Below are 20423 nucleotides of genomic sequence, written 5' to 3' on the forward strand. Positions count from 1 at the left end.
GGAATGAAGAAAAAAACACGCTTGAACGTGCAACAATTCGATGATTATTTGACAGATGGAATTGCTGACGCCAAGTATGATTTTGAAAAAGCGAAACTTTCACAAGATGCGATGCTAGAAAGTGATGCAGACGTTCGTTATATTTTGGCGCAAACAGCGCTACAAAAGCAAAAATACTTCTTTTTGTTACGAGCTGCCCGTCAACGCAATGTGACCGCTAAATTCCATCAAGCTTTCATTCATCCAGAAATGTAAGATTTATAAAGGACTTAACCAATTTGGTTAGGTCCTTTTTTGCTATGCTATAATGTAGGGAATAAAAAAATAAAGGTGTGGCTTATGACGGGAAAATTTATCTCCTTTGAGGGTCCTGATGGTGCAGGTAAAACGTCAGTCTTAAAGGCTATTTTAGAGCGATTAGAACCAGCGCTTGGGACAAAATTATTGATTACACGTGAACCTGGGGGCAATCAAAATGCAATTGCTGAAGCAATTCGTGATTTGGTATTGAGCCCAGACTACCCAGAAATGGATTCACGGACAGAAGCGTTGCTTTACGCAGCGGCACGTCGACAACATGTGGTTCAAACGATTCAACCTGCTTTGGCAGCAGACAAAGTGATTATTTCAGATCGCTATTTAGACAGTTCAATTGCCTATCAAGGTGGTGGCCGTGAACTGGGGGTGGCTAATATTGAACAAATTAACGCCTTTGCAACACAAGGTTTACAACCTGAAGCAACTATCTATTTAGATTTAGCACCAGAAGTTGGCTTGGAACGGATTCAAGCCCATCGCCAAGGCGAGATTAACCGTTTGGATGTGGAAGCCTTAGCTTTTCACCAACGTGTGACAGATGCGTATCATCAGTTGATTGCGCAAACACCTGACCGTTTTTGGGTGATTGATGCCAGTCAACCCTTAGACGCAGTCATTGCAGACGCGTGGGATGCGATGCAAGAAATTTTAGCCAGTGAATTAGCATAAAACGAGGAGGAATGAACAATGAAAATGGTTACAGCAGTGGTACAAGATCAAGATGCAGCAAAGTTAGGAAAAGCGTTGGTTAAAGCTGGCTTTGGGGCAACCCGCTTAGCTTCAACAGGAGGCTTCTTGCGTGCCGGAAGTACAACTTTCATGATTGGAATTGATGATGATCGTTTGGATGAAGTTTTAGATGTCATCAAGCATTCAGCCAAAAAGCGTGATCAAGTGATGACGCTAGCATTTAGCATGGATACAGTGGAATCAACTGTTGCAGCACCGATGGAAGTTGAAATCGGTGGCGCCATTGTCTTTGTTCAAAATGTCGAACAATTTCATCAGTTTTAAGCGATTAGCGGAGGCAATTTATGGTGAATGAACAACAGCCGGCCAAAATTATTGAAACGGCGAACAACACACAACCAACCATCATTCATCAATTTAAAAGCGCCATCGCAAAATCTCAGTTAGGGCATGCCTTTCTTTTCATTGGCCCGAATGGGCGTGGTCAAACAGAAGTGGCTGAATGGTTAGCAATGCGTTTGTTGTGTTTGCATCCACAGGCAGATGGGGAACCAGATGGTACATGTCATCAATGTTTAAGAATTGCGGAACATGAGCATCCGGATGTGATTGAATTGGCGCCAGATGGGGCACGCTTAAAGGTTGAACAAGTTCGCTATTTACAAGAAGAATTAACGAAGACGGCCGTTGAAGGGGCGCAAAAAGTAATGATTATTCAGGCTGCTGAAACGATGACAACGAGTGCGGCGAATAGTTTATTAAAGTCGATTGAAGAGCCCTTGGGACAACAGACCATTATTTTACTGGCAACCAGTCGCCAACGCATTTTGCCAACAATTGTGTCACGAACACAGGTGATTGAGTTTCCGGCTATTGGTGCGCAGAGCCGTTTAGCGCAAATGGAGCAGTTGGGCTATAGTACGCCAAATGCACACATCGTGATGCAATTGACTGATGATGTTGACTTGGCTAAAAACTGGTTGAGCGACGACTGGTTCGACCGAACGCGCACAGCAGTTGAGCAGATGATAACTGGTTTGATTGCGCAAGACTTACAAGTGTTTGCGTTAGTTCAAACCGACTTCATGCCTTTGGCCCGTGAACAATCAAGCGCAGCTGTTGTTGACGTCTTAGTTCAAGCCACCCGAGATATTTTAATGCGTGTCCAAGGTAGCACTAGCGCGTCCGGATTTGTGGCAATTGATGATTGGCAAAGAGCGGTTGCTAAAATGCCGAGTGGCCGTTGGATTGAAGTCGTTGAACTGGCGCTTGAAATGCCGAAGGCCTTAGATATGAATATGAATGCGCAAACAACTTTGGAAAGTTTTGTCTTACAAAGTCAGAAAGTAATAGCAGGTTAAACATGCAACAACAAAGAAGTTATACACAGACAGACACGGGAACCTTATATCTGGTCCCAACGCCAATTGGTAATTTGGAAGATATGACTTTCCGTGCTGTGAATACATTAAAGTCAGTTGATTTAATTGCAGCGGAAGATACACGTCATACGCAACAACTGTTAAATCAATTTGATATCGAAACAAAACAGATTTCATTTCATGAGCACAATAAAGAGACGCGAATTCCAGAATTAGTTGCAAAATTAGTCGATGGCGTTAATTTAGCGCAGGTTTCTGATGCAGGGATGCCTTCAATTTCAGATCCTGGCCATGAATTGGTCTTAGCAGCGATTGCGGCTGACATTCAAGTTGTACCGCTACCTGGCGCAAGTGCCGGGATTACGTCATTGATTGCCTCAGGCTTGGCCCCTCAACCCTTTACTTTCTACGGTTTTTTGCCGCGCAAGCAATCAGAACAAGTAAAAGCGTTGACAGTCTTGCAAAATAAGCCCGAGACAATACTCTTTTATGAAGCCCCCCATCGCTTAGCAAAGACGCTTGCGAACATCCAAACGGTGTATGGGGATGCACATGAAGTGAGTTTAGCACGTGAATTGACGAAGAAATATGAAGAATTTATTCGTGGGACGGCGGCGGAATTGGCCCTTTGGGCAAAGGAAAACGAAGTCCGGGGTGAATTTGTCGTCATGGTGGCCGGCAACGACCAGGTTGAAGAAGTGGCTGCGGCTGATCCTTTAGCTGAATTGACCCCAATCGATGCGGTTAAGGCGTTAGTTGCCTCAGGTATTAAGACGACCGCTGCGGTTAAACAAGTTTCAAAGGCACGTCAATTAGACCGACAAACCTTGTATCAAGAATTCGAGGAGCAAAAATAATGCCTAAGACATATGATATCTCACACAAAGTAAAGTATTATGAGTGTGATATGACCAAGCAAGTCAGTGTACCCATGCTGTTAAATCTTGCAATTTTGGTTTCAAATATGCAATCAGAAGATTTACAAGTGGGTGATGATTTTGTACATGAACGTGGGATGGGCTGGATTGTCTTACAGTATGATATCGATATTAAGCGTCGTCCAATGGTTGATGAAGTTGTGACATTACGGACGATGGCCCGTGAATTTAATGCATTTTTTGCTAACCGTGATTTTGTGTTTATTGATGCCGATGGCGAAGAAATCATTAAGATTCACTCGCTGTTTTCATTGATGGATATGGAAAAACGTAAGCTCGTTCGGATTCCAAAAGAGATGGTTCAAGGGTATGAACCTGAAGTGGTGAAGCGAATCAGTCGTGGCGAAGCCCCAGCCTCAATTACAGACGAGGATGTTATTGCTTACGAAAAGCAATATGGGGTGCGTTATACTGATATTGATTTTAATTTGCATGTTAATAATTCACACTATTTTGATTGGATGATTGATGTGTTGGATGTTGATTTTTTGAATCAGCATGAAATTACGACAATGAATATTCGCTTTGAAAAAGAAGTCGGCGCATCAGATAAGGTGACATCACAAGCTGTGATGAATGATGAACAAACGCAATCAAAGCACCGGATTCTATTTGCTGATGGTGGCTTGGCGACTGAAGCGGTCATTAATTGGACAAACAAATAGCTAAGTAGGATAATAATAGCTAAAGACCAAATGCAGACAGACAAGGAGATATTATATGGCAACATTAGTATTAGGTGGTGCTGGTTATATTGGCTCACACATGGTTGATCGTTTACTTGAAGCGGGTCGCGACGTTGTCGTCGTGGACAATCTACTCACAGGACATCGCGCTTCAGTGCCTGAGAATGTGCCTTTTTATGAGGTAGATATTCGCGATAAAGCGGCGTTGGATGAAGTCTTTGAAAAAGAATCAATTGACCAAGTTGTACATTTTGCAGCGTCATCAATTGTGCCTGAATCAATGTCAGATCCGCTTAAGTATTTTGACAACAATACTGGTGGGATGATTGCACTCTTAGAAGTGATGCTTAAGCACAATGTTAAAAATATTGTCTTCTCTTCAACTGCTGCAACTTATGGTATTCCTGAAGATGCCTTAATTTCAGAAACAACACCACAAAAGCCAATCAACCCATATGGTGAATCTAAATTGCAAATGGAACACATTATGCGTTGGGCTGACGAAGCATACGGCTTGAAGTGGGTAGCATTACGTTACTTTAACGTTGCTGGTGCTAAAGAAGACGGTTCAATTGGTGAAGATCACCCAACTGAAACGCATTTGGTGCCAATTATCTTGCAAGTTGCCTTGGGTGAACGTGACAAGGTAATGATGTTTGGAGATGATTACAACACGCCTGATGGATTTAATGTCCGCGATTACGTGCATGTCATGGACTTAGCTGATGCGCATATTCTTGCTTTGGACTACTTGGCTGCAGGTAATGATTCAAATCAATTTAATTTGGGTTCAGCCAATGGCTTCTCAGTTAAAGAAATGGTTGAAGCAGCGCGTAAAGCAACGGGAGAACCAATTCCTGCTGAAGTTGGACCTCGTCGTGCCGGTGATCCGGATTCATTGGTTGCATCATCTGATAAGGCCCGTGATATCTTGGACTGGACGCCAAAGTATGATAATGTTGAAACAATTATTAAGACCGCATGGACGTGGCATCAACAACATCCACATGGTTATGAAGATCGTTAATAAATAAAAAAACCGCTTGCTTTTGAGATTAACTCAGCAAGTTGGTTTTTTTTTAGGCCGAACTGCATTAGAATAGACATTATATAAAAAACAAATTGAAGGAGGCATTAATTGTGGACAAAACGCTTGCATTTGATACCAGTAATCGTGCGCTAAGTGTTGCCGTTTTTGATGGTGAGACACTTTTGGCACAACGTGAAGCAAATATTGCTCGAAACCATTCCGTCCAATTATTGCCATTTATTGATGAATTGACGCAAAGTGTGGGGTGGCAGCCAAGTGACTTAACACGGGTTGTGGTTAGTGATGGGCCTGGCTCATATACGGGGTTGCGCATCGGTGTGACGACCGCGAAGACTTTAGCCTTCACCTTGCAGTTAACTTTAGCGCCTGTATCAAGTTTGGCGTTGTTAGCTAGTAATGCTGAAGTGACTGATGCGCTGATTGTACCGATTATGGATGCGCGAAACCAAAATATTTATACCGGAACGTATCAATGGCAATCAGGGGCATTGATTAATGTGGATGCAGATAAACATTCAAATATTCCAAATTTGATTGAACATCTTAAACAAACGAATCAACCAATCGTTTTTGCAGGCGAATATGCAGCCTTTAAGCAAGACTTGCAAAGCGCTTTGCCTAAAGCGCGTTTTATAAATGATGTTTTGCCACATGCGAGTCATATGCCACAGTTGGTAGATGAAAATAAGCTGTTAACAGCCATTGATGACATTCATCGCTTCGTACCTGAATACCATCGTCTGTCCCAAGCAGAAGCAGATTGGGCTAAAGCAAATCCTAATGTAGGTGATCAAGTTTATGTGGAGCAAGTTTAGTGATTGGGTGCATTGGCATACCCATCCAATTCCCAAAGAATTAAAAGAGTTTGAACAAATTGTGGTTGTCCAAAACCGAGAATTTATTATGTCGCGTGCGACCATGGAAGATTTGGATGACATTTTAGCGACTGAACACGAAGCCTATCATGGGGATGATCCCTGGCCACGTTATATTTTTGAACAAGAATTGAATCGTACGCGAGAACGTTTGTATGTCGTCTTGCGTAATCCGGAGACTAATTCACTAGTTGCCTTTATGGGCGTGGCTTTTCGTACAGGTATTCGTGAAGTACATTTAACAAATATCACAGTATCCCCGCATTGGCAGGGACGTGAAATTGGGACATTTTTACTGATGTATTTAATGACATTAGCTCAGCAAGGGCGCTTTTTGCGTTTGTCACTAGAAGTGGCAACTGAGAATACACGCGCAATTGAATTGTATCAGCGACTTGGTTTCCAGATTGTTCGAGAGCGTCATGATTATTATGGTAAGGGTAAAAATGCTTATGACATGGCGCAGATGGTGAAGAAACGTAAGAGTGTAAATAGGATAAAACAATGACAAAAATGGATTTTCGACCAGCAACAGATGCCAGTGAATTGTTTGAACTTGCGCAGGATGCCTATGGTGAAGCACCTTGGCCTTTGGAAAGTTTTGAACGTGATCTGAAGAGTCGATTAACGTCTTATTTAGTTTTAGCATTAGATGCAAAACCAATTGGCTTTGTTGCTGGAACGTTGGTAATTGATGAATTATCAGTTAGCAATGTGGCGATTGGCCAAGCCTATCAAGGCCGAGGTTATGGTCAAATGCTACTGAAACGTTGGTTAGATGATTTTGCACCGGATACACGTGTTTTGCTAGAGGTGCGGGCATCAAATGTTGCAGCGCGACATGTTTATGAGAACTTGGGCTTTCATGTTTATCATATGCGTAAGGATTATTATCATCATCCAGTCGAGGATGCCTATTTGATGGATTGTTATTTATAATTGAAGAAAGAGGATTTTCATGACAGAACATCGTTTAATAATGGCTTTTGAATCAAGTGCAGATGAAACGAGTGTCGCCATTATTCGTGATGGCAATGAAATTGTTAGTCTTGAAACGGCGACGCAAATTAAATCGCATCAGCGTTTTGGCGGAATTGTCCCAGAGGTGGCTAGTCGCCATCACATTGAACAAGTGACGCTTTTGGCTGATGCAGCTTTGCAAGATGCCGATGTCACATATGATGACCTGACAGCAATCACAGTTACGCAAGGGCCAGGTTTGGTTGGCGCACTGTTGATTGGGGTGACTGCTGCTAAAACAATTGCATGGGCTCATAACTTACCGTTAGTACCGGTCATTCATTTAGCTGGCCATATTAGCGCAGCTAATTTTGTTGAGCCGATTCAATACCCAGCATTGGCTTTAATGGTTTCTGGTGGCCACACAGAGTTAGTGCTTATGCGTGAGGAATACGATTACTTAGTTATTGGAGATACACGTGATGACGCTGCTGGTGAGTGTTATGACAAGGTTGGCCGGACGATGGGGCTAAAGTATCCATCTGGGAAAATTATTGATGAAATGGCGCATCGTGGTGAAGATGCCTATGATTTGCCACGTGCCATGTTGAATGAAGATAATTTTGATTTTTCATTTTCAGGTCTAAAGAGTGCAGTGATTAACCTTATGCATAACGCTGAACAACGTGGAGAATCAGTTGATTTAGATAATCTAGCAACGAGTTTCCAGCATGCCGTGGTTGATGTGTTAGTTGGTAAAACAGAACGTGCATTAAAGGCATACCCAGTTAAGTCATTTATTGTTGCCGGTGGTGTTGCCGCTAATCAAGGCCTACGTGACGGTCTAAATGAATTAATGCAACAATTCCCAGATACAAGGTATATCCCGGTTCCGATTGCTTTGGCTGGCGACAATGCAGCGATGATTGGTGCTGCTGGAGATATTGCCTATCGCCATGGTAAACGTGGTGAGTGGGATTTAAATGCTAACCCTGCCTTGGAATTTAACTATTTAGAAGAGTAAAAAAAGCCCCATACCTGTTCCACATCTAAGTGGTGCACCGGTATGGGGTTATTTTATTTAAAAATATTAAACGCTACGATGTAGTAAGTGTTTACTTAAATCAATTAGCATATCTTTAGCATCGCTATCAGGTAATTCATCAAGAATGTCCAATGCGATGTCAGTGTAATCGACAGCTAATTCAGTCGCAGCATCGAAAGCACCGGTCTCATGAACAAGCTGAGCAACCTCTTGGCTTTGAGCATCTGTCATGGTCTCGCGCGCAGCCAGCAATTCCTTGACGCGTTCACTACGATTAATTGCATAAAGAAGGGGTGCAGAGTAAACGCCTTCGCGCATGTCGTTAAGCGTTGGCTTACCTAATGTTTGGCTGTCATCTTGATAATCTAGTAAGTCATCCAAGATTTGGAAGGCCATGCCAAGATTATAGGTAAAGGAAATCAGTTTGTCGGTTAACGCTTGATCAGGCTGTTCATCGGCTGCAGATAGTCCCAGTTGGGCTGCAAGTTCGAATAATGCAGCCGTCTTACCAGCGATTTGCTCAAGGTACTCGTCAATGGTCATATCTAGATGATAGTAATGTGAACGTTGCAATAGCTCACCGTTCAAAATCTGTTCTAGATAAGTTGTAGCCTTACGAGAAACGTCCATTGAACTCGAATGGAACGCTAATATTTTAAAGGTAACTGAAAAGAGATAGTCTCCAGCGTACACAGCAACATCTTGGCCGAAACGGGCTTGAATAGAAGGATGGTGTCGACGTTGGGATGAACTATCAATGATATCATCATGAACTAAGGTCGCTGAATGAAGCATCTCAACAGCAGCGGCCAAATGAATTAAGTTATCGTGGTTGTTTAGGGTCATTTGACCAATTAGAATGGTTAGGGCTGGGCGCAATAGCTTGCCGCCGCTTGTTATCATTTCAATAAGGGCATCCTGAACCGCAGGGTTCTTCGCCTTCAATTCACTTTGAATTACGTCTAATACTTCAGTTAGATCCGATTGAATAGATGGGAAATCATTCCAAATGGCGTTTAATTGAATAGAATTATCTTGCATTGATAATCGAACTCCTTTAGTTCTTAATTAGATTGTTATGCTTACTCGCCATAATTAATAGTTTAATCTATTCGTATTAAAAAGTCAGGTGTATTTTCTAAATGTTTCGTATTTTTCAGTTTCCTTCATATTATAAGAGAAAAAACGAATTGAAAAAAATTTGTGATGGTCGCAAAAAGACGGCAGAAAAAAACAATTTAAATTAATTGCAGAAAAACCTTGTCATTTACCCGCATATTGTGTATTATATTCAAGTACGCTAATTGTGTGTAGGTATTACCTACTACAAAAGTGTCGAAAAACACACAGCGATGATGTGGGAGGTTGCGACACACCCGGCAGCATTGCCACGAGACCCAGGCCATGGGATTTCGAGTGGCGTGTCGGTAGTTTCCACGGAGTTAGTTTCATATTCCAATATGGACGAAGGGAGAATTATTATCATGGCAAGTAAGAAGATTCGTATCCGTTTGAAGGCATACGAGCACGAAATCTTGGATGCATCAGCAGAAAAGATTGTAGAAACAGCAAACCGAACAGGTGCCGAAATTTCAGGTCCTATTCCTTTGCCTACAGAACGCACACTATACACGGTGCTACGTTCACCACATAAGAACAAGGATTCACGTGAACAATTCGAAATGCGCACACACAAGCGTTTGATCGATATCATGAATCCTACTGCTAAGACAGTTGATGCTTTGTCAAAGCTTGAATTGCCAAGTGGTGTTGATATTGAAATCAAGTTGTAATTTCTAATTACACTTTAAAAACTTGCCTGGTTAAGCATTCAACTGACTGAAAATAAAGATATTACATTTATAAAGGAGATAGTCATGACTACTAAGGGTATCTTAGGCCGCAAAGTCGGCATGACTCAGGTATTCACTGAGAATGGTGAGCTTATCCCAGTTACTGTGGTTGAAGCAACGCCAAACGTCGTCCTCCAAGTTAAGACTTTGGAAAATGATGGTTACAGCGCACTTCAACTTGGTTTGGGTGACAAGCGTGCCGTTTTGAGTAACAAACCTGAGCAAGGTCACGCCGCAAAGGCGAACACGACCCCTAAGCGCTACATTCGTGAAATCCGCGACGCTGAGGGTGAATACAATGTTGGGGATGAAGTTAAGGTTGATGTTTTCGCCGAAGGTGAAGCCGTTGACGTAACTGGAATCACAAAGGGTCATGGTTACCAAGGTAACATCAAGAAGGACGGCCAATCTCGTGGACCTATGGCTCACGGATCTCGTTACCACCGTCGTCCAGGTTCTTTGGGAGCCGTTATCAATCGTGTGTTCAAGGGTAAGAAGTTGCCTGGACGCATGGGTAACCGTAAGCGTACTGTTCAAAACTTGAAGATTGTTCGTGTTGATACTGAAAACAACGTACTTTTGATCAAGGGAAACGTACCTGGTGCCAACAAGTCACTTGTTACTGTTAAGAATTCAATCAAAGCTAAGTAATAAGGACGAAAGGAGGAATATAACATGACTAAGATTGCTTTATTTAAGCAAGACGGTTCAAATGCCGGTGAAGTTGAGTTGAACGACGCAATTTTCGCTGTTGAGCCAAACGACAACGTTGTAACAGACGCTGTTTTGATGCAACGTGCATCAATGCGTCAAGGTACTCACGCTGTTAAGAATCGCTCAGCCGTTTCTGGTGGTGGAAAGAAGCCATGGCGTCAAAAGGGTACTGGACGTGCTCGTCAAGGATCAATCCGTTCTCCACAATGGCGTGGTGGTGGAATTGTCTTTGGACCTACTCCACGTTCATATGCCTACAAGATGCCAAAGAAGGCATACCGTTTGGCATTGAAGTCAGTGTTATCACAAAAGGTTTTGGATTCTTCATTGGTTGTCGTAGATGCATTGGCATTTGACGCACCAAAGACAAAGGAATTCAAGAACGTTTTGAATAACTTGAACGTAGACGGAAAGACGTTGGTAGTCTTGGACGATGACAACACAAACGCAGCATTGGCAGCACGTAACTTAGAAAACGTGACTGTTATGACTGCTAAGGGTGTTAACGTTCTTGACGTAATCAACAATGATAAGTTGGTTGTTGTACAATCAGCTTTGGCACAAGTTGAGGAGGTTTTGGCATAATGGACGCACGCGAAATCATTTTGCGCCCGGTCATCACTGAACAAACAATGAACGTTTTGGATGAAAAGCGTTACACGTTTGAAGTTGATGTTCGCGCCACAAAGCCACAAATCAAGCGCGCTATTGAAGAAATTTTCGACGTAAAGGTTGAAAAGATCAATACAGCAAACGTACGTGGTAAGCTTAAGCGTCAAGGACGCTATACTGGTTACACTAAGAAGCGCAAGAAGGCAACTGTTAAGTTGTCTGCCGCTTCTAAGGACATTCAATTGTTCAACGAAAACTAATTAGGAGGAACTTAGCGTGGCTATCAAGAAGTATAAGCCAACCTCTAATGGTCGTCGTAATATGACTGGTTCTGATTTTTCAGAAATCACAAAGACGACACCAGAAAAGAGCTTGTTGGAATCAAAGTCAAACACAGGTGCTCGTAATTCTTACGGACACATGACTGTTCGCCATCGCGGTGGTGGACACAAGCGCCAATACCGTACTGTAGACTTTAAGCGTACAAAGGATGAAGTACCAGCTAAGGTTGTTGCGATCGAATACGATCCAAACCGTTCAGCTAACATCGCTTTGTTGCAATACACAGACGGTATCAAGTCATATATCTTGGCACCAAAGGGTCTAGAAGTGGGCATGACTGTTCAATCTGGTCCTGAAGCCGACTTTAAGGTCGGAAATGCATTGCCATTGTCAGTAATTCCTGATGGAACTCAAATTCACAATATTGAATTGAAGCCTGGTAAGGGTGGACAACTTGTCCGTTCAGCCGGAACTTCAGCTCAAGTTTTGGGTCGTGAAGGAAAGTACGTATTGGTTCGCCTACAATCTGGTGAAGTACGTATGATCTTGGCAACGAACCGTGCCACAATTGGAGTTGTTGGAAACGAACAACACTCATTGATCAATTGGGGTAAGGCCGGTCGTAGTCGTTGGAAGGGTCAACGTCCACACGTTCGTGGATCTGTAATGAACCCTAACGATCACCCTCATGGTGGTGGTGAAGGAAAGGCCCCTGTTGGTCGTCCATCTCCATTGTCTCCATGGGGTAAGAAGACTGCTGGTAAGAAGACTCGTAACAAGAACGCACAATCATCTAAGTTCATTGTTCGTGGTCGTAAGAGCAAGTAGTCTAGTTCCTGAGTATTTCAAACTTATAAGCAATCGAGAGGAGGACTCAGAATGGGTCGTAGCCTGAAAAAAGGACCATTTGCTGATGCCAGTCTGTTGAAGAAGGTTGAACAAGCCAATGAATCAGATAAGCAAACTGTTATCAAGACATGGTCACGTCGCTCAACAATTTTCCCTAGCTTTATCGGATTAACTTTCGCCGTTTATGACGGACGAAAGCACGTACCAGTTTTGGTTCAAGAAGATATGGTCGGTCACAAGTTAGGTGAATTCGTCCCAACGCGTACATTCCGTGGACACGCTGCAGACGATAAGAAGACGCAACGTAAGTAATAGGAGGACAGTACAATGGCTGAACAAATTACGTCAGCACGCGCCACAGCGAATATCGTTCGTGTCGCTCCACGTAAGGTCCGCTTAGTGCTTGACCAAGTGCGTGGAAAGTCAGTAGCAGAAGCATTCGCGATTTTGGAATTTTTGCCAAATCACTCTGCTACAGATGTATATAAGGTATTGAACTCAGCAGTAGCAAACGCTGAGAACAATTTTTCACTAGATCGCGAAGATTTGGTTGTTGAAGAAGCTTACGCAAACGAAGGACCAACGCTAAAGCGTTTCCGTCCACGTGCTAAGGGTTCTGCTTCACCAATCAACAAGCGAACAAGCCACATTACGATTGTGGTAAAAGAAAAGTAAGGAGGATTGAGTCATGGGTCAAAAGATTAACCCAACCGGTTTCCGTGTCGGTGTCATCCGCGACTGGGATGCTAAATGGTACGCAAACAAGAAGGACTATGCAAACAACTTGCACGAAGACTTGAAGTTGCGTAGTTATATCGAGACTAAGTTGGCAGATGCATCAGTTTCACGTATTGAAATTGAACGTACTGCGAACCGTGTAAACATCTCAATCCACACTGCTAAGCCAGGTATGGTTATTGGTAAAGGTGGATCAGAAGTTGATGCATTGCGTAGCGAATTGTCAAAGATGGTGGCAAAGGGTGAACGTGTACACATCAACATCATTGAGATTAAGAAGCCAGATTTGGACGCTCACTTGGTAGGTTCACAAATCGCTGGCGATTTGGAACGCCGTGTGGCATTCCGTCGCTCAATGCGTGGTGCTATCCAACGTGCAATGCGTTCAGGTGCCAAGGGAATCAAGGTACAAGTTTCTGGTCGTTTGAATGGAGCAGACATTGCTCGTATCGAACAATATACTGAGGGTACAGTGCCTTTGCACACATTGCGTGCAGACATTGACTACTCATGGGATGAAGCAACAACAACATACGGTCAACTAGGTGTAAAAACTTGGATCTACCGTGGTGATGTTTTGCCAGAGAAGAAGTCAAAGAAGCAAGGAGGCGAGTAACAAATGCTAGTTCCAAAGCGTGTTAAGTATCGTCGTCCACATCGTGGCCACATGCGTGGTGAAGCTAAGGGTGGTAAGACAGTAACATTTGGTGAGTTTGGACTACAAGCCATCGACTCACATTGGATTACAAATCGTCAAATCGAGGCGGCTCGTATTGCTATGACACGTTACATGAAGCGTGGTGGTAAGGTTTGGATTAAGATTTATCCACACTTGTCATACACTTCTAAGGGTGTCGGTGTTCGTATGGGTAACGGAAAGGGTACTCCCGAAGGTTGGGTTGCCCCAGTAAAGCGTGGCACTGTTATGTTTGAAGTCGGCGGTGTTTCTGAAGATGTTGCCCGCGAAGCCTTGCGTCTCGCATCTAACAAGTTGCCTGTCAGAACTAAAATTTTGACTCGCCAAACGGAGGGTGAATAATGAAGATCAAGGACTTACAAGAAGAAATCAAGGGTCTCAGCCAAGCTGAGTTGGTTGCCAAGGAAAAGAGCTACAAGGAAGAGTTGTTTAACTTGCGTTTCCAATTAGCTACTGGTCAACTTGAGAACACGGCTCGATTGTCAGAAGTACGCAAGCAAATTGCTCGTATCAAGACGGCGATTCGTCAAGAAGAATTAAACAAGTAGACTAAGAGAGGAGACCGGTATGGCTGAAGATCGTAACGCACGTAAAGTTTATCAAGGACGCGTGGTTTCAGATAAGATGGATAAGACAATTACTGTTGCCATTAACACTTACAAGAACCACCCCGTTTATGGTAAGCGTGTTAAGTACACGAAGAAGTTTAAGGCTCACGATGAGAATAACGAAGCTAAAGAAGGTGACATCGTACGCATCATGGAGACGCGTCCAACGTCAGCTACAAAGCGCTTCCGTTTGGTAGAAATCGTCGAGAAGGCCGTTATTATCTAATCGTTAATCTCGAATCTAACCAATAACGGAAGGAGGATATAATCGTGATTCAACAAGAGAGTCGTTTGAAAGTTGCTGATAACTCTGGAGCTCGCGAAATTTTGACAATCAAAGTTTTGGGTGGTTCAGGACGTAAGTTCGCCGGTGTCGGTGACATGATCGTCGCAACTGTTAAGCAAGCTATTCCTGGTGGTACTGTAAAGAAGGGTGACGTCGTTAAGGCTGTTATCGTTCGTACCGTTTCAGGAATCCACCGTACAGACGGATCATACATCAAGTTTGATGAAAATGCTGCTGTTATCGTAAAGGATGACAAGAGCCCCGTAGGTACACGTATTTTTGGCCCCGTTGCGCGTGAATTGCGTGACAATGATTACATGCGTATTGTGTCATTGGCACCTGAAGTATTGTAATTACCATCATTAAATCAAGGAGGAAGCCTCGCATGTTTGTGAAGACTGGTGACAAGGTTAAGGTTATCGCCGGCAAGGACAAGGGCAAGGAAGGTTCAGTTGTTAAGACTCTAGCCAACCAAGACCGTGTTGTTGTTGAAGGTGTAAACATGGTTAAGAAGCATCAAAAGCCAAATAACCAATATCCACAAGGTGGAATTATCGAGCAAGAAGCTCCTATCCACGTTTCAAACGTACAATTGCTTGACCCTTCTACTAACGAACCAACTAAGATTGGTTACAAGGTTGAAGATGGTAAGAAGGTACGTTTTGCTAAGAAGTCTGGAAAGACTTTAGCTTAATATTTAGGTGAAAGGAGGAAATCATTATCATGGCAAGTCGTTTAAAGGAAAAGTACATCAGTGAAGTTACACCTTCATTGGTCGAAAAGTTTGATTACTCATCAATCATGCAAACTCCAAAGATCGAAAAGATCGTGTTGAATATGGGTGTTGGTGACGCTGTCTCAAACTCAAAGAACTTGGATGAAGCTGTTGCTGAATTAGAATTGATTGCTGGTCAAAAGCCAGTTATCACTCGTGCCAAGAAGTCAATCGCTGGCTTCCGTTTGCGTGAGGGTATGGCAATCGGTACTAAGGTTACTTTGCGTGGTGAGCGTATGTATGACTTTTTGGATAAGTTAATCAACGTTTCATTGCCACGTGTTCGTGACTTCCGTGGAGTTTCACCAAAGGCCTTTGATGGTCGTGGAAACTACACGTTGGGAATTCGTGAACAACTTATTTTCCCAGAAATTGATTACGATGCTGTTAACCGCGTCCGTGGTTTGGATATTGTTGTTGTTACAACTGCCAACACTGACGAAGAAGCACGTGAATTGCTTACTCAAATGGGTATGCCTTTCTCAAAGTAATCTTTAACTGATTTACAGTAATTAATAATAGGAGGCAAACATCAATGTCAATGACTGACCCAATTGCAGACTTTTTGACTCGCATTCGTAATGCGAACATGGTTCGTCACGATTCAGTAGAAGTACCTGCATCAAAGATCAAGATGGACATCGCCGAGATTTTGAAGAACGAAGGCTTTGTTCGTGACGTTGAATACATTGAAGATGACAAGCAAGGTGTCATCCGTGTCTTCCTTAAGTATGGTTCTGATAAGACTCGCGTAATTTCTGGTTTGAAGCGTATTTCAAAGCCAGGTCTACGTTCATATGTTAAATCAGATGATGTACCTAAGGTATTGAACGGACTAGGTATCGCAATCATCTCAACTTCTGAAGGTGTTATCACCGATAAAGAAGCTCGCGCCAAGGGTATTGGTGGCGAAGTATTAGCTTACGTCTGGTAAAAAATAAAATCTAACAAGGAGGTGTCTACTCATGAGTCGTATTGGTAATAAAACAGTTACGTTGCCAGCAGGTGTAGAAATTGCACGTGATGGAAACACAGTTACTGTTAAGGGACCAAAGGGTGAGCTTTCACGCGAAATCGCTCCCGAAATCCAATTCACAGTAGAAGGTAACGAAGTTACTTTCACACGTCCTTCTGATGAAGGTCGTATCAAGGCCCTTCACGGAACAACTCGTGCCAATGTTGCAAACATGGTCGAGGGTGTAACAGATGGTTTCAAGAAGACTTTGAAGCTAGTCGGTGTTGGTTATCGTGCAGCAAAGCAAGGCGACAAGCTTGTTTTGAATGTTGGTTACTCACACCCTGTTGAATTTGATGCCCGTGAAGAGTTATCAGTTGAAGTACCTGATACTTTGACAATTATCGTTAGCGGAATCGACAAGCAACGCGTTGGAGATTTGGCCGCTGAAATTCGTGCCGTACGTTCACCTGAACCTTATAAGGGTAAGGGTATCCGTTACGAAAACGAATACGTTGCACGTAAGGAAGGTAAGACTGGTAAGTAATCTAAACAAATTGTTTAGCCGGAATGACAACGTTTCCGGATTTACTTATGAGTATATCTTTTAAATTTTTGAAAAAGAGGTTACGAACAATGATTACGAAGTCAGACAAGAACAAAGTGCGTCAACACCGACACACACGTGTTCGTGGAAAGATTTCTGGTACTGCTGAGCGCCCACGCTTGAACGTTTACCGTTCTAACAAGAACATCTACGCGCAATTAATTGATGACGTAGCGGGTGTGACGCTTGCTAGTGCCTCAACTTTGGACAGCTCAATTGAAACTGCTCCAAAGACAGAGCAAGCTGCTAAGGTTGGAGCTTTGATCGCTGAACGCGCAAAGGCTGCTAACATCGAAGTTGTTGTATTTGATCGTGGTGGATATTTGTACCATGGTCGTGTACAAGCTTTGGCAGAAGCTGCTCGTGAAGCTGGTTTGAAGTTCTAAAGGAAGGAGGAAAGAAAATGGCTTATATCGATCCAAAAACGCTCGGAGAGCTTGAAGAAAATGTTGTAGCCATCAACCGTGTTACTAAGGTTGTTAAGGGTGGACGTCGTCTACGTTTCGCAGCACTAGTTGTTGTTGGTGACCGCAATGGACATGTTGGTTTCGGAACTGGTAAGGCACAAGAAGTGCCAGAAGCTATCCGTAAGGCTGTTGATGATGCTAAGCGTAATATCGTTGCAATCCCAATGGTTGGTACGACCCTTCCTCATTCTACTTTGGGTATCTACAGTGGTGGACGCGTTTTGCTAAAGCCCGCTGCTGAAGGTTCTGGAGTAGCTGCCGGTGGAGCTTCTCGTGCTATTATGGATTTGGGTGGCGTAGCCGACGTGACTGCAAAGTCATTAGGTTCAGCTACACCAATTAACGTTGTTCGCGCAACTTTTGAAGCAATCAAGTCTTTGAAGAACGCTGAAGAAGTTGCTGAAATGCGTCAGGTCTCACTTGAGCACTTGGCAGATTAAGGAGGCAGAAAATGACCGATCAAGTAAAGGTTACACTTGTTAAGAGTGCTGCTCACCGTAAGCCAAATCAGCGCGCGATTGTTAAGTCACTTGGTTTGAACAAGGTGAACTCATCAGTCGTATTGCCTGACAACGCAGCAACGCGTGGTGCACTATTTAAGATTGCTCACTTAATTACTGTTGAAGTAGTTAAGTAGCTAATAGATTGCTTTGAAGGAGGTACAACCCTAATGAAGCTTAATGAACTCCAAGTATCTGAAGGTTCACGTCACGTTCGCAACCGTGTTGGACGTGGGGAATCATCAGGTAACGGAAAGACTGCTGGACGTGGTCAAAAAGGTCAAAAGGCTCGTAGTAAGGTACGTATGGGCTTCGAAGGTGGACAAATGCCTTTGTTCCGTCGTAAGCCAAAGCGTGGATTTACTAACATTAACCGCAAGGATTACGCAGTCGTAAACCTTGATGCGTTGAACAAGTTTGACAATGGTACTGAAGTTACACCAGCTTTGTTGGTAGAATCAGGTATCGTTAAAAACGAATTAAGTGGCATTAAGATCTTAGCAAACGGTCAACTAGAGAAATCTTTGACTGTTAAAGCTAACAAGTTCTCAGCTTCAGCCGTTTCAGCTATTGAAGCAGCTGGTGGTAAAACTGAGGTGATTTAATGCTAAAAACCGTGTTCCAATCACTGAAAGAAAAAGACATTCGTAATAAATTGTTCTTTACTTTAGCGATTTTGATTGTATACAGAATCGGTGCTCAAATTACCATTCCTGGTATTAATCCTTTGGCACTACAAGACGTTGCATCTTCTGGACTCGGCAGCATTTTGAATATGTTTAGCGGTGGTGGTCTTACAAATTATTCATTGTTCGCAATGGGAGTTTCACCATACGTTACTGCACAAATCGTGGTACAGCTCCTTCAGATGGATATTGTGCCACGATTTGTTGAATGGTCAAAACAAGGTGAAGTGGGACGACGTAAGTTAAACCAAGTCACCCGTTACTTGACCATTTTCCTAGCATTCGTCCAATCTATTGGAATTACTGCTGGGTTTAATCAACTAAGTCAAGTGAACTTAGTCAGCACACCAAATACGCAAACATATGTTCTAATTGGGTTTATTCTAACCGCTGGAACGATGTTTGCTGTTTGGCTTGGTGATATGATTACAAGTCACGGACTTGGACAAGGTGTCTCAATGTTGATTTTCGCAGGTATTATTGCAAGAATGCCTGCATCTGTTTATAAGTTGTTCAGAGAACACGTTATTGTAAGTGCCGACCAAGCGCGAGGTTGGGCATTTATGATTGGAATCCTCATCCTCTTTTTGGTGGTTGTCGGATTTATTACTTGGTTCAACCAAGCAATCCGTAAGATTCCAATGCAATATACACGTCAATCAAAGGGTTCAGGAAGCACGTCTTACTTACCTTTGAAAGTGAATGTTGCTGGTGTGATTCCTGTTATCTTTGCGTCATCTTTGATGGTGACGCCACAAACTATTTTGCAATTATTTGCAACAAAGTTTGGAGATACAGCTTGGTATACAACAGTCATGGAATATCTTAATATGCAGACTGTTCAAGGTGGAATTGTTTACACCTTATTGATTGTCCTCTTTACATTCTTCTATGCTTTCGTTCAGGTTAATCCTGAAAAGGTTGCAGAGAACTTGCAAAAGCAGGGTAGTTATATTGTGGGGGTTCGACCTGGTAAGGCAACAGAAAAGTGGATTTCTGCTCTCTTGTTGCGTCTATCAGTAGTCGGCGCGTTCTTCCTAGGATTTGTGGCTTTGACCCCAGTTCTAGCAACCCACGCCTTTGGCCTTGATGGTCAATTAGCAATGTCAGGTACATCAATTTTGATTGTTATCGGTGTTGCCATTGACTTGATTCGTCAATTGGAAGGACTATTAATGAAGCGTCAGTATGTTGGTTTTATTCAAGAAGGAGTCAAAGCAAAATGAGCAAGAATATCGTATTGCTAGGTTTACCTGGCGTGGGAAAGGGTACTCAAGCTGCAAAGATTGTTGAAACTTACAACTTGCCACATATTAGTACCGGGGATATGTTCCGTGAAGCAATGGCGAACGAAACAGAACTTGGTTTGAAAGCAAAGTCTTATATGGATGCTGGTAACTTGGTCCCCGACGAAGTTACTAATGGTATCGTAGAAGAACGGTTAGCTCAAGATGATACAAAAAATGGATTCATCCTTGATGGTTATCCACGTAACATTGAACAAGCTAAAGCTTTGGAGCAAATGTTAGCAGCACAAGATCGTAACATTAACGGTGTGCTTTACTTTACTGCTGACAATGATGTTCTAGTTCAACGAATGATGGCTCGCGGTCGAGCTGATGACACTCCTGAGGTCATTCAAAATCGTTTGAACGTCAATGGTGAGTTGACAAAACCTATTGCTGATTTTTATGCGGAAAAGGGTGTCCTACACGAACTTGATGGAGCGAAAGCTCTTGAAGATGTGTTCACTGATGTTGAAACAGTATTGGATAACTTGGAAGGGTAATTCGTAAAATATCTTATTGAATCTAATTGGTTCATTATGGTATAATTACGTGTTACGTTC

At 42.9% G+C, this 20423-nt stretch carries 34 protein-coding genes; 33 read left to right on the top strand and 1 reads right to left on the bottom strand.

What is annotated here, in order from left to right:
- The first annotated feature begins 3 nt into the window (after positions 1 to 3).
- The 11 genes from IV67_RS08535 to tsaD all read left to right on the top strand — a co-directional run bounded on the left by IV67_RS08535 (position 4) and on the right by tsaD (position 7924).
- Positions 4 to 255, top strand: coding sequence for a YaaL family protein (locus IV67_RS08535; RefSeq protein ID WP_236698275.1), 252 nt, complete (start codon positions 4 to 6; stop codon positions 253 to 255).
- Positions 256 to 339: 84 nt separating this feature from the next.
- Positions 340 to 987 carry a dTMP kinase gene (gene tmk / locus IV67_RS08540; protein ID WP_057789008.1) on the top strand — a complete coding sequence of 216 codons (648 nt, stop codon included), beginning with the start codon at positions 340 to 342 and terminating at the stop codon, positions 985 to 987.
- An 18-nt stretch (positions 988 to 1005) separates the two neighbouring features.
- Positions 1006 to 1332: a cyclic-di-AMP receptor gene (locus tag IV67_RS08545; RefSeq protein WP_057789010.1), complete on the top strand. Its 327-nt coding sequence runs from the start codon at positions 1006 to 1008 to the stop codon at positions 1330 to 1332.
- A 20-nt stretch (positions 1333 to 1352) separates the two neighbouring features.
- Complete coding sequence (holB, locus tag IV67_RS08550; protein WP_057789012.1) at positions 1353 to 2369, top strand: DNA polymerase III subunit delta'; 1017 nt, start codon at positions 1353 to 1355, stop codon at positions 2367 to 2369.
- A gap of 2 nt (positions 2370 to 2371) precedes the next feature.
- Positions 2372 to 3247, top strand: coding sequence for a 16S rRNA (cytidine(1402)-2'-O)-methyltransferase (gene rsmI, locus IV67_RS08555; RefSeq protein ID WP_057789014.1), 876 nt, complete (start codon positions 2372 to 2374; stop codon positions 3245 to 3247).
- A complete protein-coding gene (locus IV67_RS08560) occupies positions 3247 to 3993 on the top strand; it encodes an acyl-[acyl-carrier-protein] thioesterase (RefSeq protein ID WP_057789016.1) in 747 nt (248 codons plus the stop codon). The genes rsmI and IV67_RS08560 overlap by 1 nt, the downstream gene beginning before the upstream one ends.
- Before the next feature lie 55 nt (positions 3994 to 4048).
- Complete coding sequence (gene galE / locus IV67_RS08565) at positions 4049 to 5041, top strand: UDP-glucose 4-epimerase GalE (RefSeq protein ID WP_057789018.1); 993 nt, start codon at positions 4049 to 4051, stop codon at positions 5039 to 5041.
- Positions 5042 to 5154: 113 nt separating this feature from the next.
- Entirely contained in the window at positions 5155 to 5880 is a 726-nt protein-coding gene (gene tsaB / locus IV67_RS08570) for a tRNA (adenosine(37)-N6)-threonylcarbamoyltransferase complex dimerization subunit type 1 TsaB (protein WP_057789020.1), read from the top strand.
- A complete protein-coding gene (locus tag IV67_RS08575; protein ID WP_057789021.1) occupies positions 5864 to 6448 on the top strand; it encodes a GNAT family N-acetyltransferase in 585 nt (194 codons plus the stop codon). Before tsaB ends, IV67_RS08575 begins: the two co-directional genes overlap by 17 nt.
- On the top strand, positions 6445 to 6879 hold the full coding sequence (gene rimI / locus IV67_RS08580) for a ribosomal protein S18-alanine N-acetyltransferase (RefSeq protein WP_083486721.1): 435 nt from the start codon (positions 6445 to 6447) through the stop codon (positions 6877 to 6879). Before IV67_RS08575 ends, rimI begins: the two co-directional genes overlap by 4 nt.
- Before the next feature lie 19 nt (positions 6880 to 6898).
- A complete protein-coding gene (gene tsaD / locus IV67_RS08585; RefSeq protein WP_057789022.1) occupies positions 6899 to 7924 on the top strand; it encodes a tRNA (adenosine(37)-N6)-threonylcarbamoyltransferase complex transferase subunit TsaD in 1026 nt (341 codons plus the stop codon).
- Positions 7925 to 7990: 66 nt separating this feature from the next.
- Here tsaD and IV67_RS08590 read toward each other — a convergent pair whose 3' ends face one another.
- Positions 7991 to 8986: a polyprenyl synthetase family protein gene (locus IV67_RS08590; RefSeq protein ID WP_057789023.1), complete on the bottom strand. Its 996-nt coding sequence runs from the start codon at positions 8984 to 8986 to the stop codon at positions 7991 to 7993.
- 443 nt (positions 8987 to 9429) lie between these two features.
- Here IV67_RS08590 and rpsJ point away from each other — a divergent pair, with 443 nt between their 5' ends.
- From rpsJ to IV67_RS08700, 22 genes are all read left to right on the top strand, one after another.
- Positions 9430 to 9738: a 30S ribosomal protein S10 gene (rpsJ, locus tag IV67_RS08595; protein WP_057745157.1), complete on the top strand. Its 309-nt coding sequence runs from the start codon at positions 9430 to 9432 to the stop codon at positions 9736 to 9738.
- 84 nt (positions 9739 to 9822) lie between these two features.
- Positions 9823 to 10449, top strand: coding sequence for a 50S ribosomal protein L3 (rplC, locus tag IV67_RS08600; RefSeq protein ID WP_057789024.1), 627 nt, complete (start codon positions 9823 to 9825; stop codon positions 10447 to 10449).
- A 24-nt stretch (positions 10450 to 10473) separates the two neighbouring features.
- Positions 10474 to 11097: a 50S ribosomal protein L4 gene (gene rplD / locus IV67_RS08605; protein WP_057789025.1), complete on the top strand. Its 624-nt coding sequence runs from the start codon at positions 10474 to 10476 to the stop codon at positions 11095 to 11097.
- On the top strand, positions 11097 to 11384 hold the full coding sequence (gene rplW / locus IV67_RS08610) for a 50S ribosomal protein L23 (protein WP_057789026.1): 288 nt from the start codon (positions 11097 to 11099) through the stop codon (positions 11382 to 11384). Before rplD ends, rplW begins: the two co-directional genes overlap by 1 nt.
- Positions 11385 to 11400: 16 nt before the next feature.
- Positions 11401 to 12234, top strand: coding sequence for a 50S ribosomal protein L2 (rplB, locus tag IV67_RS08615; protein WP_057789027.1), 834 nt, complete (start codon positions 11401 to 11403; stop codon positions 12232 to 12234).
- A 51-nt stretch (positions 12235 to 12285) separates the two neighbouring features.
- Positions 12286 to 12567: a 30S ribosomal protein S19 gene (gene rpsS / locus IV67_RS08620; protein WP_057789028.1), complete on the top strand. Its 282-nt coding sequence runs from the start codon at positions 12286 to 12288 to the stop codon at positions 12565 to 12567.
- 15 nt (positions 12568 to 12582) lie between these two features.
- Positions 12583 to 12930 carry a 50S ribosomal protein L22 gene (gene rplV / locus IV67_RS08625; protein ID WP_057789029.1) on the top strand — a complete coding sequence of 116 codons (348 nt, stop codon included), beginning with the start codon at positions 12583 to 12585 and terminating at the stop codon, positions 12928 to 12930.
- Positions 12931 to 12943: 13 nt separating this feature from the next.
- Positions 12944 to 13609: a 30S ribosomal protein S3 gene (gene rpsC, locus IV67_RS08630; RefSeq protein ID WP_057789030.1), complete on the top strand. Its 666-nt coding sequence runs from the start codon at positions 12944 to 12946 to the stop codon at positions 13607 to 13609.
- Positions 13610 to 13612: 3 nt separating this feature from the next.
- Positions 13613 to 14032 (top strand): 50S ribosomal protein L16, encoded by a 420-nt coding sequence (gene rplP / locus IV67_RS08635; protein WP_057789031.1) that lies wholly within the window; start codon positions 13613 to 13615, stop codon positions 14030 to 14032.
- Positions 14032 to 14238 (top strand): 50S ribosomal protein L29, encoded by a 207-nt coding sequence (rpmC, locus tag IV67_RS08640; protein ID WP_057745181.1) that lies wholly within the window; start codon positions 14032 to 14034, stop codon positions 14236 to 14238. Before rplP ends, rpmC begins: the two co-directional genes overlap by 1 nt.
- Positions 14239 to 14257: 19 nt before the next feature.
- Complete coding sequence (gene rpsQ / locus IV67_RS08645) at positions 14258 to 14524, top strand: 30S ribosomal protein S17 (RefSeq protein WP_057789032.1); 267 nt, start codon at positions 14258 to 14260, stop codon at positions 14522 to 14524.
- Positions 14525 to 14568: 44 nt separating this feature from the next.
- A complete protein-coding gene (gene rplN / locus IV67_RS08650) occupies positions 14569 to 14937 on the top strand; it encodes a 50S ribosomal protein L14 (protein WP_057745187.1) in 369 nt (122 codons plus the stop codon).
- Positions 14938 to 14969: 32 nt separating this feature from the next.
- Complete coding sequence (gene rplX / locus IV67_RS08655) at positions 14970 to 15278, top strand: 50S ribosomal protein L24 (protein ID WP_057789033.1); 309 nt, start codon at positions 14970 to 14972, stop codon at positions 15276 to 15278.
- A gap of 29 nt (positions 15279 to 15307) precedes the next feature.
- A complete protein-coding gene (gene rplE, locus IV67_RS08660; protein ID WP_057789034.1) occupies positions 15308 to 15850 on the top strand; it encodes a 50S ribosomal protein L5 in 543 nt (180 codons plus the stop codon).
- 44 nt (positions 15851 to 15894) lie between these two features.
- Positions 15895 to 16293: a 30S ribosomal protein S8 gene (rpsH, locus tag IV67_RS08665; protein ID WP_057789035.1), complete on the top strand. Its 399-nt coding sequence runs from the start codon at positions 15895 to 15897 to the stop codon at positions 16291 to 16293.
- A 31-nt stretch (positions 16294 to 16324) separates the two neighbouring features.
- Positions 16325 to 16861 (top strand): 50S ribosomal protein L6, encoded by a 537-nt coding sequence (gene rplF / locus IV67_RS08670; RefSeq protein ID WP_057789036.1) that lies wholly within the window; start codon positions 16325 to 16327, stop codon positions 16859 to 16861.
- An 89-nt stretch (positions 16862 to 16950) separates the two neighbouring features.
- On the top strand, positions 16951 to 17307 hold the full coding sequence (rplR, locus tag IV67_RS08675; protein ID WP_057789037.1) for a 50S ribosomal protein L18: 357 nt from the start codon (positions 16951 to 16953) through the stop codon (positions 17305 to 17307).
- Positions 17308 to 17324: 17 nt separating this feature from the next.
- Complete coding sequence (gene rpsE / locus IV67_RS08680) at positions 17325 to 17828, top strand: 30S ribosomal protein S5 (protein ID WP_057789038.1); 504 nt, start codon at positions 17325 to 17327, stop codon at positions 17826 to 17828.
- Positions 17829 to 17839: 11 nt separating this feature from the next.
- A complete protein-coding gene (gene rpmD / locus IV67_RS08685) occupies positions 17840 to 18025 on the top strand; it encodes a 50S ribosomal protein L30 (RefSeq protein WP_022791519.1) in 186 nt (61 codons plus the stop codon).
- Positions 18026 to 18058: 33 nt separating this feature from the next.
- Positions 18059 to 18493 (top strand): 50S ribosomal protein L15, encoded by a 435-nt coding sequence (rplO, locus tag IV67_RS08690; RefSeq protein WP_057789039.1) that lies wholly within the window; start codon positions 18059 to 18061, stop codon positions 18491 to 18493.
- Positions 18493 to 19800 carry a preprotein translocase subunit SecY gene (gene secY, locus IV67_RS08695; RefSeq protein WP_057789040.1) on the top strand — a complete coding sequence of 436 codons (1308 nt, stop codon included), beginning with the start codon at positions 18493 to 18495 and terminating at the stop codon, positions 19798 to 19800. The genes rplO and secY overlap by 1 nt, the downstream gene beginning before the upstream one ends.
- On the top strand, positions 19797 to 20363 hold the full coding sequence (locus IV67_RS08700; RefSeq protein WP_057789041.1) for an adenylate kinase: 567 nt from the start codon (positions 19797 to 19799) through the stop codon (positions 20361 to 20363). The genes secY and IV67_RS08700 overlap by 4 nt, the downstream gene beginning before the upstream one ends.
- The last annotated feature ends 60 nt before the right edge of the window (positions 20364 to 20423 follow it).

This window comes from Weissella minor (genome assembly GCF_001437425.1).
GTDB classification, from domain to species: domain Bacteria; phylum Bacillota; class Bacilli; order Lactobacillales; family Lactobacillaceae; genus Weissella; species Weissella minor.

Bases quoted from the DNA above. Each gene is read 5' to 3' on its own strand.
- rpsE (WP_057789038.1), top strand. From the start codon at position 17,325: ATGGCTTATATCGATCCAAAAACGCTCGGAGAGCTTGAAGAAAATGTT.
- holB (WP_057789012.1), top strand. From the start codon at position 1,353: ATGGTGAATGAACAACAGCCGGCCAAAATTATTGAAACGGCGAACAAC.
- rpsH (WP_057789035.1), top strand. From the start codon at position 15,895: ATGTCAATGACTGACCCAATTGCAGACTTTTTGACTCGCATTCGTAAT.
- rplV (WP_057789029.1), top strand. From the start codon at position 12,583: ATGGCTGAACAAATTACGTCAGCACGCGCCACAGCGAATATCGTTCGT.
- IV67_RS08700 (WP_057789041.1), top strand. From the start codon at position 19,797: ATGAGCAAGAATATCGTATTGCTAGGTTTACCTGGCGTGGGAAAGGGT.
- rplD (WP_057789025.1), top strand. From the start codon at position 10,474: ATGACTAAGATTGCTTTATTTAAGCAAGACGGTTCAAATGCCGGTGAA.
- rpsC (WP_057789030.1), top strand. From the start codon at position 12,944: ATGGGTCAAAAGATTAACCCAACCGGTTTCCGTGTCGGTGTCATCCGC.
- IV67_RS08575 (WP_057789021.1), top strand. From the start codon at position 5,864: ATGTGGAGCAAGTTTAGTGATTGGGTGCATTGGCATACCCATCCAATT.
- IV67_RS08590 (WP_057789023.1), bottom strand. From the start codon at position 8,986: ATGCAAGATAATTCTATTCAATTAAACGCCATTTGGAATGATTTCCCA.
- IV67_RS08560 (WP_057789016.1), top strand. From the start codon at position 3,247: ATGCCTAAGACATATGATATCTCACACAAAGTAAAGTATTATGAGTGT.
- secY (WP_057789040.1), top strand. From the start codon at position 18,493: ATGCTAAAAACCGTGTTCCAATCACTGAAAGAAAAAGACATTCGTAAT.
- rplF (WP_057789036.1), top strand. From the start codon at position 16,325: ATGAGTCGTATTGGTAATAAAACAGTTACGTTGCCAGCAGGTGTAGAA.
- rsmI (WP_057789014.1), top strand. From the start codon at position 2,372: ATGCAACAACAAAGAAGTTATACACAGACAGACACGGGAACCTTATAT.
- IV67_RS08535 (WP_236698275.1), top strand. From the start codon at position 4: ATGAAGAAAAAAACACGCTTGAACGTGCAACAATTCGATGATTATTTG.
- rplP (WP_057789031.1), top strand. From the start codon at position 13,613: ATGCTAGTTCCAAAGCGTGTTAAGTATCGTCGTCCACATCGTGGCCAC.
- rplO (WP_057789039.1), top strand. From the start codon at position 18,059: ATGAAGCTTAATGAACTCCAAGTATCTGAAGGTTCACGTCACGTTCGC.
- rpsQ (WP_057789032.1), top strand. From the start codon at position 14,258: ATGGCTGAAGATCGTAACGCACGTAAAGTTTATCAAGGACGCGTGGTT.
- rplR (WP_057789037.1), top strand. From the start codon at position 16,951: ATGATTACGAAGTCAGACAAGAACAAAGTGCGTCAACACCGACACACA.
- tsaD (WP_057789022.1), top strand. From the start codon at position 6,899: ATGACAGAACATCGTTTAATAATGGCTTTTGAATCAAGTGCAGATGAA.
- IV67_RS08545 (WP_057789010.1), top strand. From the start codon at position 1,006: ATGAAAATGGTTACAGCAGTGGTACAAGATCAAGATGCAGCAAAGTTA.
- rpsS (WP_057789028.1), top strand. From the start codon at position 12,286: ATGGGTCGTAGCCTGAAAAAAGGACCATTTGCTGATGCCAGTCTGTTG.
- galE (WP_057789018.1), top strand. From the start codon at position 4,049: ATGGCAACATTAGTATTAGGTGGTGCTGGTTATATTGGCTCACACATG.
- rplC (WP_057789024.1), top strand. From the start codon at position 9,823: ATGACTACTAAGGGTATCTTAGGCCGCAAAGTCGGCATGACTCAGGTA.
- rplE (WP_057789034.1), top strand. From the start codon at position 15,308: ATGGCAAGTCGTTTAAAGGAAAAGTACATCAGTGAAGTTACACCTTCA.
- rpmD (WP_022791519.1), top strand. From the start codon at position 17,840: ATGACCGATCAAGTAAAGGTTACACTTGTTAAGAGTGCTGCTCACCGT.
- rpsJ (WP_057745157.1), top strand. From the start codon at position 9,430: ATGGCAAGTAAGAAGATTCGTATCCGTTTGAAGGCATACGAGCACGAA.
- rpmC (WP_057745181.1), top strand. From the start codon at position 14,032: ATGAAGATCAAGGACTTACAAGAAGAAATCAAGGGTCTCAGCCAAGCT.
- rimI (WP_083486721.1), top strand. From the start codon at position 6,445: ATGACAAAAATGGATTTTCGACCAGCAACAGATGCCAGTGAATTGTTT.
- rplW (WP_057789026.1), top strand. From the start codon at position 11,097: ATGGACGCACGCGAAATCATTTTGCGCCCGGTCATCACTGAACAAACA.
- tmk (WP_057789008.1), top strand. From the start codon at position 340: ATGACGGGAAAATTTATCTCCTTTGAGGGTCCTGATGGTGCAGGTAAA.
- rplX (WP_057789033.1), top strand. From the start codon at position 14,970: ATGTTTGTGAAGACTGGTGACAAGGTTAAGGTTATCGCCGGCAAGGAC.